Here is a 16,863-nt window from a genome sequence, read left to right on the forward strand (position 1 = left end):
ATCGCTATTTGCCGTCGGGCGTCTTAAGTTGGATAATGTGCGCCTCAAAATTATTCCCAGTGCCATACGAGGTTCCAACCGTGAGTCACGAACAAATCAACCAGCACCTGTCCAACTGGACAGAAAGAGAGTCCACCGCCGAAGCGATGATCCCGCTGATTGGCCGCCTGTACCGCAAAAACAACGTTGTTACGTCGGTATACGGCCGGGCGATCATCAACCAGTCGGTGATCGACATCATCCGTGCCCATCGTTTTGTTCGTCAGGTTGAGAACAGCGAGCTGTCCGTACACGATACGCTGCCGATCCTGCAGGCCATGGACAAGCTGGACCTGGGCCGCGCCCACGTTGACATCGGCAAGCTGGCGGTCAAGTTCAAGGCTGAAGGCGGTGACCTCACTGAATTTCTGAAGCGTGAAATCGGCCCGGTGGTTGGTCAGTATGCCAGTCAGTCCGAGCAGGATGCCCAGAACGAAACCAAAGACGTGGTGCTTTATGGTTTTGGTCGTATCGGCCGTCTTCTGGCCCGCATCCTGATTGAAAAAGCCGGCGGTGGTAACAATCTTCGCCTGCGTGCCATTGTGGTTCGCCAGGGTGGTGCCGAGAACGATCTGGAGAAGCGTGCTAGCCTGCTGCGCCGTGACTCTGTACATGGTCCCTTCGATGGCACCATCACCGTAGATGAGGAAAATTCCGCCCTGATCGCCAACGGTAACTTTATCAAAGTGATTTATTCCGATGGCCCCGACAAGGTGGATTACACCAGCTACGACATCCACAACGCCATTGTCATCGACAACACCGGCAAGTGGCGTGACGAAGCTGGCCTTGGCCTGCACCTGAAGTCCAAGGGAGTCAGCCGCGTGATTCTGACGGCTCCGGGCAAGGGCGACATCAAGAACATCGTGTATGGCATCAACAACGACTGGATTACTGACGAAGACAAGATCCTGTCCGCGGCGTCCTGTACCACCAACGCCATTACCCCGGTGCTGAAGGCCATCAACGACGAATACGGCATTGAAGATGGCCATGTTGAGACCGTTCACTCCTACACCAACGACCAGAACCTGATCGACAACTACCACAAGGGTAGCCGTCGTGGTCGTAGCGCAGCACTGAACATGGTTATTACAGAGACAGGTGCGGCCAAGGCTGTTGCCAAGGCGCTGCCGGAGCTCAAGGGCAAGCTGAGCGGTAATGCTATCCGGGTGCCGACGCCGAACGTGTCCATGGCCATCCTCAACCTGAATCTGAAGTCCGACGTGGATGTAGAGAAGGTGAATGATTACCTCCGCGACATGGCTCTGCATTCCGAGCTGCAGAAGCAGATCGATTTCGTGAATTCCCCGGAAGTGGTATCCACAGACTTCGTAGGCTCCCGCCATGCCGGGATTGTCGATGCCCAGGCCACTATCGCAAACGGTAAGCGCCTGATTCTCTACGTATGGTACGACAACGAGTTCGGCTACAGCGCTCAGGTTATCCGTTGTGTCAACCAGATGGCCGGCGTCACCTACCCGATCTTTCCGAAGCGGGCACGTGACTAAAGTCTAAGCCCGTTTCAGTCAAGTCGGATCAAAAGGCCCCGGTAGCGTGAGTTGTCGGGGCCTTTTTACGACTTTCGAGGAGTAAAACCATTTCCCTTACCGGTGGAAATAGGATTCCTTAATCTCTATAATTGGCGCGATTTTGGGTATGTCTGGCACCCATATTCTCACCCCCGAGCGGCGGGGCCGGGCGTTAAAATCCACAGAAAAGTTTCTGATGATTGGATGAGGCTAATGATCAAGATCAAAAAAGGCCTGGATCTTCCCATCAGCGGCGCTCCCGAACAGACCATTACTGACGGCAAACCGATTCGCCACGTGGCATTGATCGGCTTTGACTACAACGGCATGAAGCCGACAATGGCTGTGAAAGAGGGAGACCGTGTCAAGCGCGGTACGCTGCTGTTCACGGACAAGAAGACCGAAGGCGTTCGTTATACTTCACCGGCAGCCGGTGTGGTTAAAGAAATCAACCGCGGTGAGCGTCGCGTGTTCCAGTCTGTTGTCATCGAAATCGATGGCGATGAGGCGGAAACCTATGCTCGCTACAACGATTCCGATCTTGCCGGCCTGGAACGCCAGCAGGTAGTTGATAACCTGGTTGAATCCGGTCTGTGGACAGCGTTCCGCACCCGGCCTTACAGCAAGGTTCCGGAAATCGACTCCGCACCGAACTCCATCTTTGTTTCTGTCATGGATACCAATCCGTTGGCAGCAGACCCTACCGTTATTATCGGCGAGAACAGCAAGGCGTTCGAAAAAGGCTTGACTATCATCTCCCGCCTGACCAACGGTAAGGTATTTGTGACCGGCAAACCCGGCGCCGACGTGTCTGTGCCAAAAGCAGACAACATCGAAGTACACCAGTTCGATGGTGTGCACCCTGCCGGTAATGTGGGCACCCATATCCACCACCTGGACCCGGTTTCAGCCAGTAAGACTGTCTGGAGCATCAATTATCAGGACGTGATCGATATCGCCAAACTGTTCGAGACCGGTGAAGTACCGGTTGAGCGCATTGTGGCCATCGGTGGCCCTAAAGCCCTGAAGCCCCGCCTGGTTCGTACCCGCCTGGGTGCCAGCCTGCCGGAACTGCTGGATGGCGAGATCGCCACTGACTGCGAAGTCCGCGCCATTTCAGGCTCGGTATTCGGCGGGCGTCGTGGTGATGGCCCCTGTGCCTACCTGGGCCGCTTTGCCAATCAGGTGTCGGTGCTGGAAGAAGGCACCAAGCGTGAGTTCATTGGCTGGCTGTCTCCGGGCATTAACAAGTTCTCGGTGCTGAACATCTACCTGTCCAAGCTGACCGGTGGCAAGCTGTTCAACTTCACCACCACCACCAACGGCAGTGAGCGTGCCATGGTGCCTGTCGGTGCCTATGAGCAGGTGATGCCGCTGGACATCCTGCCGACTCAGCTGCTGCGAGCACTGATTGTTGGCGATACCGAAGTGGCACAGAAGCTTGGCGCCCTGGAGCTGGATGAAGAAGATCTGGCGCTGTGCACCTTTGTGTGCCCCGGCAAATATGAATACGGTCCGATTCTCCGCGAGAACCTGACCCGAATCGAGATCGAGGGCTAATACGATGGCTATCCGACAGTTTCTCGATGGAATCGAGCATCATTTTGAAAAAGGTGGTAAGTACGAGCGCTGGTATGCCCTGTACGAAGCCGTTGATACCATTTTCTACACCCCTGGCAAAGTGACTTCCACCACGGCCCATGTGCGTGACGGCGTAGACCTCAAACGCATCATGATCACTGTATGGTTGTGTACTTTCCCTGCCATGTTCTTCGGTATGTGGAACATTGGTTTTCAGGCCAACAATTTTCTGGCAGCCAACCCGGATGCCATGATTGCAGACGGCGGCCTGCGTGAAGCCTTTATCACCGCCCTGGCCGTGACCGGCTCCGGTGCCGGCTGGTGGGACAACTTCGTTTACGGTATGGCCTACTTCATTCCCATCTATGCCGTCACCTTTGTGGTGGGTGGTTTCTGGGAAGTGCTGTTTGCCACCGTGCGTCGTCACGAAGTGAACGAAGGCTTCTTTGTAACCTCTGTACTGTTCGCACTGATCTGCCCGCCCACCATCCCTCTGTGGCAGGTGGCCCTGGGTATCACTTTCGGTGTGGTTATCGGTAAGGAAGTGTTCGGTGGTACCGGCAAGAACTTCCTGAACCCGGCCCTGACTGGTCGTGCCTTCCTGTATTTTGCCTATCCCGCGCAGATTTCCGGCGACACTGTCTGGACTGCAGTTGATGGCTTCAGTGGCGCAACGGCTCTGAGTTGGGCTGCCTCTGGCGGACTGGAAGCACTGGAAACCCAGATCGGCTGGATGAATGCCTTCGTGGGTAACATTCAGGGTTCCATGGGTGAGACGTCCACCATTGCCATATTGATTGGTGGTCTGATCCTCCTGGCCATGAAGATTGCCTCCTACCGTATTGTCGGTGGGGTGTTGATCGGCATGATCGGTATGTCGTTGCTGTTGAACATTGTCGGGTCCGAGACTAACCCGATGTTTGCCATTCCGGCTCACTGGCACCTGGTTATGGGTGGCTTCGCCTTCGGCATGATGTTCATGGCAACAGACCCGGTATCCGCTGCGATGACCAATACCGGTCGCTGGTTGTTTGGCATTCTGGTCGGTGTGATGACTATCCTCATCCGTGTGGTCAACCCGGCCTTCCCGGAAGGTATTATGCTGGCCATTCTGTTCGCCAACCTGTTCGCCCCGCTGATGGACCACTACGTGGTTCAGGCCAACATCAAACGGAGGCTCGCACGTGGCTAAGAAAAAAGAGACGGTCGGAAAGACCATTCAGGTCGCTTTCGCCCTATGCATCGTTTGCTCCGTGATTGTGTCTGCTGCAGCTGTATCCTTGCGCCCGCAGCAGGCCCTGAATCAGGAGCTGGACATCAAGTCCAATATCCTTCAGGCCGCCGGCATGGCGGAGCCTGGCGCCAATCGGGCCCGTATCGAAGAACTGTTTGGTCAGTTCGAGCCGCGCCTGGTTGACCTGCGTACTGGCCGGTTCACCACCCCGGAAGAGCTTGGCGTACCTGATGTACTGAGCTACAACCAGTACCGCGCTGCCGGTGATCCGAACATGTCTACCCGCCTGTCGGGTGAGCAAGACACCGCCAATCTGCGTCGTCGTGCCCACGCAGCCACCGTTTACATCCTTGAGGAGGATGGCGAGCTGGTTCGTGTGGTGCTGCCGGTTCACGGCCCCGGTCTTTGGTCCACCCTTTACGGATTTATTTCACTGGACGGTGATCTGAATACCATCGAAGGTCTGGGTTTCTATGACCACGCGGAAACGCCTGGTCTTGGCGGTGAGGTAGACAACCCCCGCTGGAAAAGCCAGTGGGTTGGCAAGAAGATCTACGGTGACGACAAGAGTGAGCCCCAGATCCGCCTGATCAAAGGCGGTGCCAATCCGGACAGCGAGCATCAGATTGATTCCCTGTCTGGTGCAACGCTGACGGCTCGCGGTGTCGAGAACCTGATCAACTTCTGGATGGGCGAGAACGGTTTCGCGCCGTTCCTGAAAAATCTGCGCGACGGGGAGGCCTGATCATGTCTGACGTATCAGCCAAGAAGGTTCTTTTTGAACCGATTTTCAGTAACAACCCCATCGCCCTGCAGATTCTTGGGATCTGTTCGGCGCTGGCGGTTACCACCAGCCTGAGCGTTACGCTGGTTATGTGTGCTTCGGTTATTGCGGTAACCGGGTTTTCAAACCTGGCGGTATCTCTGATTCGTACCCAGATTCCCAACAGCATTCGGATCATCGTACAGATGACCATCATTGCGTCGCTGGTAATCGTGGTCGACCAGGTGCTGAAAGCCTATGCCTATGAAATCAGCAAGCAGCTGTCGGTATTCGTTGGTCTTATCATCACCAACTGTATCGTTATGGGCCGGGCCGAGGGCTTTGCCATGCAGAACCCGCCGATGCTGAGCTTTCTGGATGGTATCGGTAACGGTCTGGGTTACTCCATTGCGATCCTGTTCGTGGCGTTCTTCCGTGAGCTGTTCGGCTCTGGTGAACTGCTTGGTTTCACCATCCTGGCCTCGGTTAACGATGGTGGGTGGTATGTGCCGAACGGCATGATGCTGCTGCCCCCGAGCGCATTCTTTATCATCGGTCTGGGCATCTGGGCACTGCGTACCTGGAAGCCGGATCAGGTTGAAGAGCCTGATTTCAAGATGTCAGCCCATAAAACCCGGGAGGCCTTCTAATGGATCATTATCTGAGTCTTCTGGTTACGGCCATTTTCGTTGAAAACCTGGCGTTGGCGTTCTTCCTGGGGATGTGTACCTTCCTGGCGATCTCCAAAAAGGTAGAAGCGGCGATTGGCCTGGGTATTGCGGTGGTTGTTGTACTGACTCTGTCCGTGCCAGTGAACAACCTGATCTTCAATACCGTTCTGCGTGAAGGTGCCCTGTCCTGGGCGGGGCTGCCAGATGTGGATCTGAGCTTCCTGGGACTGCTGACCTACATCGGTGTTATTGCGGCACTGGTGCAGATTCTTGAGATGGTTCTCGACAAGTACATCCCGTCGCTGTACGCAGCGCTGGGCGTGTTCCTGCCGCTGATCACCGTTAACTGCGCAATCCTGGGTGCGTCACTGTTCATGGTTGAGCGTGACTACAACTTTGGCGAGAGTGTGGTTTACGGCTTTGGCGCTGGCGTGGGCTGGGCCCTGGCCATTGGTGCCCTGGCAGGTATCCGCGAGAAGCTCAAGTACAGTGATGTGCCCGATGGCCTGCGTGGCCTTGGTATTACCTTCATCACTGTCGGCCTGATGTCGCTCGGCTTTATGTCGTTCTCCGGCATCTCGCTGTAATGCGCACCCGGATCATCGGATAACTACGAGAAGGCGAGACCATGAATACCGAAATTATTCTTGGCGTGGTCATGTTTACCGTCATCGTGCTTGCACTGGTGGCGGTGATCCTGGCAGCGCGCTCAAAACTGGTCAGCACCGGCGACGTCACCATTGAAATCAATGACGACCCGGAACACACCATGAAAACGGAAGCAGGTGGAAAACTGCTGAACACCCTGGCGGGCAACGGCATTTTCCTGTCGTCTGCCTGTGGTGGCGGTGGCACCTGCGCTCAGTGTAAATGTAAGGTTCTGGAAGGTGGCGGCGCCATGCTGCCCACTGAAAAGACCCACTTCACCAACCGTGAAGAAAAAGAAGGCTGGCGCCTGTCGTGCCAGGTTCCTGTAAAGCAGGACATGAAGATCGAAGTACCGGAAGAGTTCTTTGGCGTGAAGAAGTGGGAGTGCGAGGTGGTGTCTAACCACAACGTGGCCACCTTCATCAAGGAACTCGTACTGAAGCTGCCGGAAGGCGAGGAAGTGGACTTCCGCGCTGGCGGTTACGTGCAGCTGGAGTGCCCCCCGTACGAAATCAGCTTCAAGGATTTCGACATCGAGGAGGAGTTCCACGAAGACTGGGACAAGCACGATATCTGGCGTTATAAGGCGATCAACAAGGAAGACACCATCCGTGCCTACTCCATGGCGAACTACCCGGAAGAGAAGGGACTTCTGAAGTTCAACATCCGTATTGCGACACCGCCTCCGGGAACCAATCACCCGCCAGGCATCATGTCCAGCTACGTGTTCAACCTGAAGCCGGGTGACAAAGTCACTGTAATGGGGCCATTCGGTGAATTCTTCGCCAAGGAGACTGACGCGGAAATGGTCTTCATCGGTGGTGGTGCCGGTATGGCGCCCATGCGCTCTCATATCTTTGACCAGCTCAAGCGCCTGAATTCCAAGCGTAAGATCAGCTTCTGGTATGGTGCCCGCAGTGTGCGCGAGATGTTCTATGTGGAAGACTTTGACGCTCTGGCCGCAGAGTACGAGAACTTTGAGTGGCATTGTGCCTTGTCAGATCCGCTTCCGACTGACGACTGGGATGGCCCTACCGGCTTCATCCATAACGTGTTGTACGAAAACTATCTGAAGGACCACCCGGCTCCGGAAGACTGTGAGTTCTACATGTGCGGGCCCCCAATCATGAACGCGTCCGTTATCAAGATGCTGAAAGATCTTGGTGTTGAGGATGAAAACATCATGCTGGATGATTTCGGAGGTTAACAGGCTCAGATGACATCCCGCATGTTCGGACCCGTCAGGGTGGTTGTGATCAGCGTCTTTATGACGCTGATCATGGCTGCCCTGGCGGGTTGCTCGTTTCAGGAAGAGGAAAAAGTCTGGGAAATTTCCGGAGGTATCTTCGGAACGACCTATCACATAAACGTCGTATTGCCAGAAGACAGGGAACGCCTGCAGACTCTGGCTCAGGGAATTCAGAAAGAGTTGGAAGCGGTGGATGCGTCCATGTCTACCTGGAAGCAGGATTCCGAGTTGTCTCGTTTGAATCGCAAACAGGACCAGTCGGAGTGGACCGAACTTTCTCCAGCCTTGTTCGAAGTCATACTGCGTTCCCAGGAAATTGCCGAGCTGACTGGCGGGGCGTTTGATATCACCATCGGTCCCGTGGTCAATCTCTGGGGCTTCGGGCCGGATGCCCGGCCTGATACCGTCCCGTCCGACGCGGCCCTTGAGAAAGCGCTTTCAGATACTGGCTACCGCTATCTCGAGCTGAACGCAGAGGCCATGGCGTTGCGTAGCGAAAAGCCCCAGTACATCGATTTGTCCGGGATTGCCAAAGGCTATGGTGTCGATGTGGTGGCCCGTTACCTGGACCGTGAAGGTGTGCAGGCGTACCTTGTAGAGATCGGTGGTGAGGTGAGGGTCAATGGGCGGAAACCTGACGGCGGTGCCTGGCGCCTCGCCGTTGAAGAGCCATCGGAACAGGCACGGCAGGTCAGCAAGATAGTGGCCATGGACCAGCATGCGATGGCAACCTCCGGTGACTATCGTAACTATTACGAATCGGATGGCCAGCGTTACTCGCATACAATAGACCCATCGACCGGTAAGCCGATTACCAACCGATTGGCGTCTGTGACGGTGATTACCGAAGACAGCATGACCGCCGACGCGCTGGCCACCGCATTCACCGTGATGGGGTATGAGCGGGCACGGGCGCTGGCAACGCGGGAAAATATTCCCGCTTATTTCATTGTACGAGGCGAGAGCGGCTTTGAGGTGCATGAAACACCGGCTTTCTCTTCCTTCGTGGTTCAGTAAAGGAGGGCAGTATGGGTACCTTTCTTCTCGTTTTGTTCATTGTGGGCATTCTGATTGCCGGTATGTCGATCGGCGTGATCTTTGGCCGTAAGCCCATCAGCGGCACCTGCGGTGGGATTGGTGCTCTGGGCATCAGCCAGTCCTGTGATATTTGTGGCGGTAACACGCAGAAGTGTGAGGAAAGCCGCAGCGAGACCGGGGCCTCTGAGAAAGCGGAAGACCTGGCCTACGACGCCTCGCGCACAGAAAAGTAAGCGACACTCATCAATAAATAGAACTACGCATTTTATGGCGTAGATAAGGAGTCACTGCGCACATGGCAGAGCATCACTACGACGTCGTCGTTATTGGCGCCGGCCCTTCCGGTGAAGGGGCGGCAATGAACGCGGCCAAGCACAACAAGCGAGTCGCCATCATTGAAGACAAACCGACGGTGGGCGGTAACTGCACGCACTGGGGCACCATTCCATCCAAGGCGCTGCGTCACTCGGTGAAGCAGATCATCACCTTCAACACCAATCAGATGTTCCGGGATATCGGCGAACCGCGCTGGTTTTCCTTCCCGAGGGTGTTGCAGAACGCGCAGAAGGTGATCGGCAAGCAGGTAAAGCTGCGCACCCAGTTCTATTCCCGTAACCGGGTAGACCTGATCAATGGCCGTGCATCGTTTGTAGACACGCATCGGTTGGAAATCCGCGGTAACAAGTCGGTTGAGACTATCCACTTCAAGCAGGCCATTATTGCTACCGGCTCCCGTCCGTATCTGCCGCCCGATGTGGATTTCCGCCATCATCGGATTTACAACTCTGACTCCATCCTGAACCTGTCTCACACCCCGCGCACCCTCATTATCTATGGCGCCGGTGTTATCGGTTCCGAGTACGCCTCCATTTTTGCCGGGCTGGGTGTAAAGGTTGACCTGATCAACCCTGGCAGTCGCCTGTTGTCATTCCTGGACGACGAAATCTCCGATGCGCTCAGCTACCACCTTCGCAACAACGGTGTGCTGGTTCGCCATAACGAGCAATACGAATCGGTGAAAGGCGACGACCACGGTGTGGTACTTTCACTGCAGTCTGGTAAGAAAATTCGCGCCGATGCCTTTCTCTGGTGCAACGGGCGAAGTGGTAACACGGAAAACCTTGGGTTGGCGAATGTGGGCCTGGTGCCCAATGGTCGCGGCCAGTTGGCTGTGGATGACCACTACCGTACCGAGGTGGACCACATCTACGCGGCGGGCGATGTGATTGGCTGGCCGAGCCTGGCCAGTGCAGCCTATGACCAGGGCCGTGCGGCTTCGTCAGACATCACCCAGGACGAGTATTTCCGATACGTAGATGATGTGCCCACGGGTATCTATACCATTCCTGAAATCAGCTCCGTAGGTAAAACCGAGCGGGAGCTGACAGAAGCCAAAGTGCCATACGATGTTGGTCAGGCTTTCTTCAAGGACCTGGCGCGGGCACAGATAACGGGTGAAGCGGTGGGCATGCTGAAGATCCTGTTCCACCGTGAGACTCGGGAGATTCTGGGTATCCACTGTTTCGGTGACCAGGCGGCTGAGATTGTGCACATCGGCCAGGCGATCATGAACCAGAAAGGGGAGGCGAACTCCCTGAACTACTTCATCAATACCACTTTCAACTACCCGACCATGGCGGAAGCCTATCGGGTGGCGGCATTGAACGGCCTGAACCGGATCTTCTGATCCGGTCAGTTCCGTACCCGAGCCGGTATTACGCCGGCTCGGGCATTCCTTCCTTCGCTGGCAAGCTCAGAACGGCTCTGGCGCGGTTATCGAAGAACATCCGTGTGCTTGTGGGGTAGTCGGTAATAATGCTGTCTACGCCCATCTCTTCCAGCTTCAGCATGTCGTGAATGCGGTTCACCGTCCAGGTGGACACATGCATATTACGCTTGTGGGCCTGGGCAACCATGTCGGCATTGAGAATCTTCCAGTTCACGCAGAAATACTCACAGCCCAGGCGGGTAGCCAGGTTCAGCGGTTTTGGGAACTTCCGCTCGGCCACAAGGCCAATCCGGAGGTTCTTGTCACGGCGCCTCAGTTCCCTGAGGAACCAGGGATCGGATGAGGTAATGGCGGCGGTCTGGTAAAGGTTCCGGCGCTGGATAACTTCTGTCAGGCGGTTGCAAAGTATGTTCAGGCGGGCCCGGTTGTCCTTCTTCACTTCCAGTTGCAGGTGCTCCAGGTCGTCGAACTGGTCGAGCAGGTTTTCGAGACTGGGAATGCCCGCTTTGCGGGGCCAGGCGCTGGTGTTGCGCCGAGCGTCCATGTCGGCCAGCTCAGCGGCCGTGTAATGGCCGACATTGCCCTTCTGCCCGGTAGTCCGATCTACCGTCAGGTCGTGCACCAGCACTGGCAAGCCGTCTTTTGACAGCACCAGGTCCAGCTCGAAGTGCCGGATACCATGCCGATAGGCGTGGATAAAACCGGGCATGGTATTTTCTGGGGCCTCACCTTTGGCCCCACGGTGACCATAAACGATCATTCTGCAGCACTATCCTTGAGAGTCTGGTAAATGGTCTGGCGTTTCTTCCAGGTGTCATGGCACAGGCGAATATCTTCCAGGTACGCTGGCAACTCTTTCATCAGCAGGGCCTGGGGGCCGTCAACCAGGGCTTTCTCGGGCTTCGGGTGGAAGTCGACCAGCACCATGTTGGCGCCGGCGATCACGCCCTGGGCGGTAGCGTGCATCACGTCCAGAATGCCGTCCGGTGAGCGGTCCCGGCTGCCCACGGAGTGGGACGGGTCTACACACACGGGCATGCGGGTCAGGCGCTTTACCGCGGGTACATGGGCAAAGTCCACCATATTGCGATGTGGTTGGCCGGCCTCGGTTTTCATGCCTCTCAGGCAGAAAATCACGTTGGCGTTGCCCTCGCTGGCCAGATACTCTGCGGCGTTCAGCGACTCGTTCAGGGTAATACCAAAGCCGCGCTTGAGCAGTGCCGGGTAGGTTTTCTGCCGGCCTATGGCTTTGAGCAACTCGAAGTTCTGGGTATTCCGGGTGCCAATCTGCAGCATCACACCGGTGGGTCGGCCCAGTTTCTCCAGGCAGGTGTCGATTTCTTCGATATGGCTCTCGTGGGTGATCTCCATGGCAATCACCTTGATGCCATGCTTGCCGGCTTTCTCGAAGACCCAGGGCAGGCAGCCCTTGCCGTGCCCCTGGAACGAGTACGGATTGGTGCGGGGTTTGTAGGCGCCCATGCGGGTGCAGACCTCGCCATTGTCCTCCAGCGCCTGCATCATTTGCTCAACGTGTTCCGGCACGTCTACCGCACACAGGCCGGCAAAGATGTTCAGGTTGTTCTGGCTGAACTCGACGCCGTTGTAGGTGAAACCGCTCTGGCGATGATCGTCTTTGTGGCGGCCCAGAATGCGGTAGTCATCAGAAATTCGGATGGCCCGCTCCACGGCGGGTAGCGCTTCGATCTCTTCCTTGCTCAGGGTTTTGGTGTCGCCCAGCAGATAAATCTCCGTCAGCCGCTGGCTGGCGCCTTGAATCTCGTGTACGCGAACACTGACACCGGGCAGGTTTTCCAGGTAATGCATGGTCTGGCGGTAGGCTTCGCTGTCCAGTTCTGTGTTGGGGTGAAGAATGGCTAACATGAAATCTCCTTGGGGTTAACCGGCGGCGTCTTCCGCCCTGTACCTGGCCTGCATGAATTCCCGATGATTAAGATGCAGCAAGTCCGCAATCCGGCGAATAAGGTGTTCTTCGTATTTGTCGATACGGCCGTCTGCCAGGGCTACCCGCCAGATACTCTCCAGCAGGGCCTGTTTCTGGGGCTGGTCAAAGTGGTCGTTGATCTGTCCGGTGAACTCATACAACGACGTGGAATCCTCTGCGTGTGCCAGGGCGTCGGCAAGAATCTCTTGCGCTTCTTCCCGGGTAACCTGATGGGCCTGAACGGCGCAATCGGCAATAATCTTCAGCTCGCGCTCGTCCTCGTGATTGTCGACACGGGCAAGCTGTACCATCAGGGCTGTGGCAGCCACCGCCAGTTGGTGAGCGTCGGTTTGCACAGGCTCGGATTCCGGCACTGCAAACAGTTTTTTCAGGCGATCAATCATACAGCGCCCCTTGGCTAAAGGTTGGGGTGTTGATCAGGCAGCCTCGGTCGCTAACTGTCGCACCCGGTTTTCCAGTTCAATCTGGTCTGCGGCAAACCGGCGAATGCCATCGGCCAGTTTCTCGGTGGCCATGGCATCCTCGTTGGATTCCCAGCGGAAACGCTTCTCGTCCACGTGGTGTGGTTTGTCGGCGGTGCTTGCGCTGCCCGCGTTCAGTTGCTGGGGTAATTCGCCATGATCGTCTTTCAGCTCCTGCAACAGGGCAGGGCTGATGGTCAGGCGATCGCAGCCGGCCAGCATTTCAATCTCGCCAGTATTGCGGAAGCTCGCCCCCATCACCACGGTATTGAAGCCATTGGCCTTGTAGTAATTATAGATGCGGGTGACCGATTGCACGCCCGGGTCTTCCGCCGCCGGGTAGCTGTCGCGGCCAGTGCTGGCCAGGTGCCAATCCAGAATGCGCCCGACAAACGGCGATATCAGATAGGCACCGGCTTCGGCGCAGGCGGCAGCCTGTACAAAGGAGAACAGCAGGGTCAGGTTACAGTGGATGCCTTCTTTTTCCAGCTGCTCAGCGGCGCGGATGCCTTCCCAGGTAGCGGCAATCTTGATCAGCACCCGGCTGGTGTCTACGCCCTGGCGGCCATAGTAGTCGATCAACCGGCGTGCGCGTTCCAGGGTGGCGGCGGTGTCAAACGACAGGCGGGCGTCTACTTCTGTGGAGACGACGCCGGGAATCAGGTTCAGGATTTCTTTACCGGCCAGCACCGCCAGCATGTCAGTGGCGATGGTCAGTTGTTCGGCGCCAGAGCCCCCGCGCTGGCTGGCGAAGGCGACGGCCTTGTCCAGCATCGGGCGGTAGGCTTCCGATGCTGCGGCTTTCAGCAGCAGTGAGGGGTTGGTGGTGGCATCTTGTGGCCGCCATTGGGCAATGGCGTCAAGGTCGCCGGTGTCGGCCACCACGGTGGTCATGGTCTTCAGTTGGTCCAGCTTGCTGTTCATTCGTCGTGTCGTCCCGGTTGTGCGGTGTTATGGCGGTATCCAGCTCCAGAATACCTTTGTAACCCCTACAATAACGGCAGCTTACGACAGGAACAAGACAACAAAAGGTATGGGTATGATCAACTTTCCGTAATGAGTTCCGGTTCCCTGACTTTGGCCAGAGCCTGCTCCACCACTTCCAGGCCGGAACCCGGCTTGTTGGCGTTCTCGCTCAGGTGGCGGCGGAACTGTCGCCCTCCTGGCTGGCCCAGGAACAGGCCCATGATATGGCGGGTAATGTGGGTCAGGTACACCCCGCGGTCCAGTTCCTGCTGGATAAACGGAAACATGGCGCGCAGGGCATCATGACGGCTGGTGGCAGCTGCCGGCTCACCAAAGAATTCGGTATCCACGTCGGCCAGTAGCCAGGGGTTGTGGTAGGCCTCCCGGCCCAGCATCACACCATCGGTATGGGCCAGATGTTCGTGGCATTCATCAAAGGTTTTGATGCCGCCGTTGATGATGATTTCAAGGTGAGGGTAGGCCTGCTTCAGCTGGTACACCCAGTCGTATTTCAGCGGCGGGATGTCGCGATTTTCCTTCGGGCTCAGGCCCTCCAGGATGGCAATGCGGGCGTGCACGATGAATGTCTTGCAGCCGGCGGCGGCAACGGTTTCGATAAACTCACACAGCTCATCCCAGGATTCGCGGCCGTTGATGCCAATGCGGTGTTTGACGGTGACCGGCAGATCCGTGGCTTCTATCATCGCCGCCACACCTTCTGCCACCTTGTCTGGATGGCCCATCAGGCAAGCGCCGATCATGTTGTTCTGCACCCGATCACTGGGGCAGCCGACATTCAGGTTCACTTCATCAAAGCCAAACTGCTGAGCCAGCTTTGCGCAATGAGCCAACTCACCGGCATGGCTGCCACCAAGCTGCAGCGCCAGCGGGTATTCGGAAGGATCATGGCGCAGAAACCGCTCGGTATCCCCATGAATCAACGCCCCGGTGGTCACCATCTCGGTATACAGCAACGCCCGGCGGCTCAGAATCCGCGCCAGGTAGCGGAAATGCGGCGTGGTCCAATCCATCATCGGAGCCACACAGAAGCGGCGGGAAGGGCCGGAATCGGCCGCAAATGGAATCGGCGATGGAACAAAAGACATAGAGCTACCTGTAAACGGCAATGGCGCAGATCATACGAAAATCCAAGCGTCCTAGTTTATCAGGAATACCCCTGATAAGCAGGCTGCAAGGGGGGCTCCCAGTGCCATCGCCAAATGTAACAAAATGTACCGGGGTCTGACCCCAGTACATTTGACCGGGCGAAATGTCTTGGGGTCTGACCCCAGCATGTATAATCCGCGGTGGATGAACCGGATAACAGGATACTGAATGACCATCACAGCCTTTGACGCCTTAGCCTGCCCCCTGGATGGTGCTGCCTTGCAGCGAGAGTCGGGTTCTTGGCGGTGTGCCAGTGGCCATAATTTTGATGTGGCGCGGCAGGGCTATGTGCATCTGTTGCCGGTGCAGAAGAAGCGTTCGCTGGACCCGGGTGACAGTAAGGTGATGGTGGCGGCACGCCAGCGGTTTCTTGAGGCGGGGTATTACCAGCCTATTGCCGAGGCGGTGTCGCGGGCAACGTTGGACGGTGCGCAGGCAAGCATAACACTGAATTGCCTGGACGCTGGTTGTGGTGAAGGCTATTACCTGCGGCAACTGGCCCGGGCGGCGGGCGAGGAGCGCTCCCTGGCGCTATTGGGCCTGGATATCTCGAAATGGGCGGTACTGGCGGCGGCCCGTGAAGACAAACGGCCGAGCTGGGTGGTGGGCAGTAATGCGAATCTGCCGGTGCTACCTGGCTCACTGGACCGTATTCTCTGCCTGTTTGGCTTTCCCGTGTACCCGGAATTTGCCCGTGTTCTCAAGCCGGGCGGTAAGCTGATTCAGGTGGACGCAGGGCAGGACCACCTGCGGGAACTGCGGGAAATCATCTATCCTGAAATCCGGAGCGAATCGAAGAAAGTAACGCCGGCCCCGGAAGGATTCCGCCGGGTGGCTTCGGAAGATGTTCGGTTTTCACTGCATCTGGCGGGGGCGGAGCCCCTCGCAGACCTGCTGGCGATGACGCCCCATTTCTACCGCGCAAACGCGGAAGGCCGGGAGCGGGCGGCTGCCCTGAACTCCCTGTCACTCACGGTAGACGTTTGCCTGCACACCTTTGAGCGGGTTGCTGAGGGCGATTAATCTGCGTTTTCCATGCCCAGCCGGGTACCACGGGCCTTGAGCCGGTAAAACTCCTCAACAATACCAGCCATGGCCTCCGGGCAGTATTCCCGGAGCCCGCCCAGCATCAGGCGTTTGGACACTTCACCAACCGAGCTGCCACCAGACATCAGGTGGTACGAGAGTGTTACGTTGCCGCGCTTGCCTGCCACTTCCAGGTCCGCTTTGTTCAGCTCGAGCTCGGGCTGAAGGTTGTCACTCTTTTTGAGCGCCACGCTCATGCTTTCGTACATCACCATGGGGCGGTCCGGGTTAAACATCACCCCGTGGGATTCCATCAGCGGTTTGAGCGTGTGGGGGAAATTCTTGCCAGAGGCCGCCACGTAGGCGCGGGTGAAATCGTCTATAACCTGTTCGTCCCGAATGACGGCGCCGCTGCGGCTGACTTCCAGGTAGACCTTGCCGGCTTCGTCGCAGACTTCGATAGTGTCTTCACCGGTTTCCCGGAATTCCAAGGGAATTTCTGCCCCCAGCAGATTGCGAAAACGGAACGTCATATTCTCTGATAGCCCAAAGCGCCCGACCACAATGGCAAACAGCAGATCGCCAGGCACGCAGAAGCGGCGGGCGTCCGGATCGTGGATAGGGTTGAAGTCTCCGGCAATCTCTTTGGCAAAATGACTGGCCTGGGGCGCAGTAATAACAATGCGTCCGTCCTGGACGGTATAAAAACGTTCTGAAAGCATGGTGTACCTTTTACGGATCGCAGAGATGAGGGAACGAAATGTTTGTCGGTCCGCAGATTGATCCTGCCATT

General features: G+C 56.8%; 17 protein-coding genes. 11 read left to right on the plus strand and 6 right to left on the minus strand.

The features are described from left to right. Positions 1-80: 80 nt before the first annotated feature. The 10 genes from ASQ50_RS19155 (at position 81) to sthA (ending at position 10,442) form a co-directional block, all read left to right on the plus strand. Entirely contained in the window at positions 81-1,550 is a 1,470-nt protein-coding gene (locus ASQ50_RS19155; RefSeq protein WP_058090116.1) for a glyceraldehyde-3-phosphate dehydrogenase, read from the plus strand. A gap of 234 nt (positions 1,551-1,784) precedes the next feature. Next, positions 1,785-3,131 (plus strand): Na(+)-translocating NADH-quinone reductase subunit A, encoded by a 1,347-nt coding sequence (locus ASQ50_RS19160; protein WP_058090115.1) that lies wholly within the window; start codon positions 1,785-1,787, stop codon positions 3,129-3,131. A 4-nt stretch (positions 3,132-3,135) separates the two neighbouring features. After that, positions 3,136-4,344 (plus strand): NADH:ubiquinone reductase (Na(+)-transporting) subunit B, encoded by a 1,209-nt coding sequence (locus ASQ50_RS19165; RefSeq protein WP_058090114.1) that lies wholly within the window; start codon positions 3,136-3,138, stop codon positions 4,342-4,344. After that, complete coding sequence (locus tag ASQ50_RS19170; RefSeq protein ID WP_058090113.1) at positions 4,337-5,131, plus strand: Na(+)-translocating NADH-quinone reductase subunit C; 795 nt, start codon at positions 4,337-4,339, stop codon at positions 5,129-5,131. Before ASQ50_RS19165 ends, ASQ50_RS19170 begins: the two co-directional genes overlap by 8 nt. Before the next feature lie 2 nt (positions 5,132-5,133). Further along, positions 5,134-5,799 carry an NADH:ubiquinone reductase (Na(+)-transporting) subunit D gene (locus ASQ50_RS19175; protein WP_058090112.1) on the plus strand — a complete coding sequence of 222 codons (666 nt, stop codon included), beginning with the start codon at positions 5,134-5,136 and terminating at the stop codon, positions 5,797-5,799. Further along, positions 5,799-6,407 carry an NADH:ubiquinone reductase (Na(+)-transporting) subunit E gene (gene nqrE / locus ASQ50_RS19180; protein ID WP_058090111.1) on the plus strand — a complete coding sequence of 203 codons (609 nt, stop codon included), beginning with the start codon at positions 5,799-5,801 and terminating at the stop codon, positions 6,405-6,407. Before ASQ50_RS19175 ends, nqrE begins: the two co-directional genes overlap by 1 nt. Before the next feature lie 41 nt (positions 6,408-6,448). Next, the gene (gene nqrF, locus ASQ50_RS19185) at positions 6,449-7,675 is read left to right on the plus strand and encodes an NADH:ubiquinone reductase (Na(+)-transporting) subunit F (protein WP_058090110.1); all 1,227 of its coding nucleotides are present in this window, start codon (positions 6,449-6,451) and stop codon (positions 7,673-7,675) included. Positions 7,676-7,684: 9 nt separating this feature from the next. Beyond that, positions 7,685-8,734 (plus strand): FAD:protein FMN transferase, encoded by a 1,050-nt coding sequence (locus ASQ50_RS19190; protein WP_058090109.1) that lies wholly within the window; start codon positions 7,685-7,687, stop codon positions 8,732-8,734. A gap of 11 nt (positions 8,735-8,745) precedes the next feature. Further along, positions 8,746-8,988, plus strand: coding sequence for a (Na+)-NQR maturation NqrM (gene nqrM / locus ASQ50_RS19195; RefSeq protein WP_058090108.1), 243 nt, complete (start codon positions 8,746-8,748; stop codon positions 8,986-8,988). 62 nt (positions 8,989-9,050) lie between these two features. Next, positions 9,051-10,442: a Si-specific NAD(P)(+) transhydrogenase gene (gene sthA / locus ASQ50_RS19200; protein WP_058090107.1), complete on the plus strand. Its 1,392-nt coding sequence runs from the start codon at positions 9,051-9,053 to the stop codon at positions 10,440-10,442. A 28-nt stretch (positions 10,443-10,470) separates the two neighbouring features. Here sthA and ASQ50_RS19205 read toward each other — a convergent pair whose 3' ends face one another. The 5 genes from ASQ50_RS19205 to dusA form a co-directional block, all read right to left on the minus strand. Continuing rightward, a complete protein-coding gene (locus ASQ50_RS19205; RefSeq protein ID WP_058090106.1) occupies positions 10,471-11,244 on the minus strand; it encodes a glycerophosphodiester phosphodiesterase in 774 nt (257 codons plus the stop codon). After that, positions 11,241-12,368, minus strand: coding sequence for a 3-deoxy-7-phosphoheptulonate synthase (locus ASQ50_RS19210; protein WP_058090105.1), 1,128 nt, complete (start codon positions 12,366-12,368; stop codon positions 11,241-11,243). Before ASQ50_RS19210 ends, ASQ50_RS19205 begins: the two co-directional genes overlap by 4 nt. A gap of 15 nt (positions 12,369-12,383) precedes the next feature. Further along, complete coding sequence (locus ASQ50_RS19215; RefSeq protein ID WP_058090104.1) at positions 12,384-12,833, minus strand: TerB family tellurite resistance protein; 450 nt, start codon at positions 12,831-12,833, stop codon at positions 12,384-12,386. A gap of 33 nt (positions 12,834-12,866) precedes the next feature. After that, complete coding sequence (tal, locus tag ASQ50_RS19220) at positions 12,867-13,835, minus strand: transaldolase (protein ID WP_058090103.1); 969 nt, start codon at positions 13,833-13,835, stop codon at positions 12,867-12,869. A 119-nt stretch (positions 13,836-13,954) separates the two neighbouring features. Further along, entirely contained in the window at positions 13,955-14,983 is a 1,029-nt protein-coding gene (gene dusA / locus ASQ50_RS19225; protein ID WP_058090102.1) for a tRNA dihydrouridine(20/20a) synthase DusA, read from the minus strand. A gap of 229 nt (positions 14,984-15,212) precedes the next feature. On the opposite strand from dusA, the gene ASQ50_RS19230 reads away from it, so the two are divergent. Continuing rightward, positions 15,213-16,067, plus strand: a complete 855-nt coding sequence (locus tag ASQ50_RS19230) for a putative RNA methyltransferase (RefSeq protein ID WP_058090101.1) — start codon at positions 15,213-15,215, stop codon at positions 16,065-16,067. On the opposite strand, the gene ASQ50_RS19235 is transcribed toward ASQ50_RS19230, so the two are convergent. Then, positions 16,064-16,792 (minus strand): DUF3581 family protein, encoded by a 729-nt coding sequence (locus ASQ50_RS19235; RefSeq protein WP_058090100.1) that lies wholly within the window; start codon positions 16,790-16,792, stop codon positions 16,064-16,066. The genes ASQ50_RS19230 and ASQ50_RS19235 overlap by 4 nt on opposite strands. Positions 16,793-16,863: the final 71 nt, after the last annotated feature.

The sequence above is a fragment of the Marinobacter sp. LQ44 genome, from assembly GCF_001447155.2.
In the GTDB taxonomy this organism is placed as follows: domain Bacteria; phylum Pseudomonadota; class Gammaproteobacteria; order Pseudomonadales; family Oleiphilaceae; genus Marinobacter.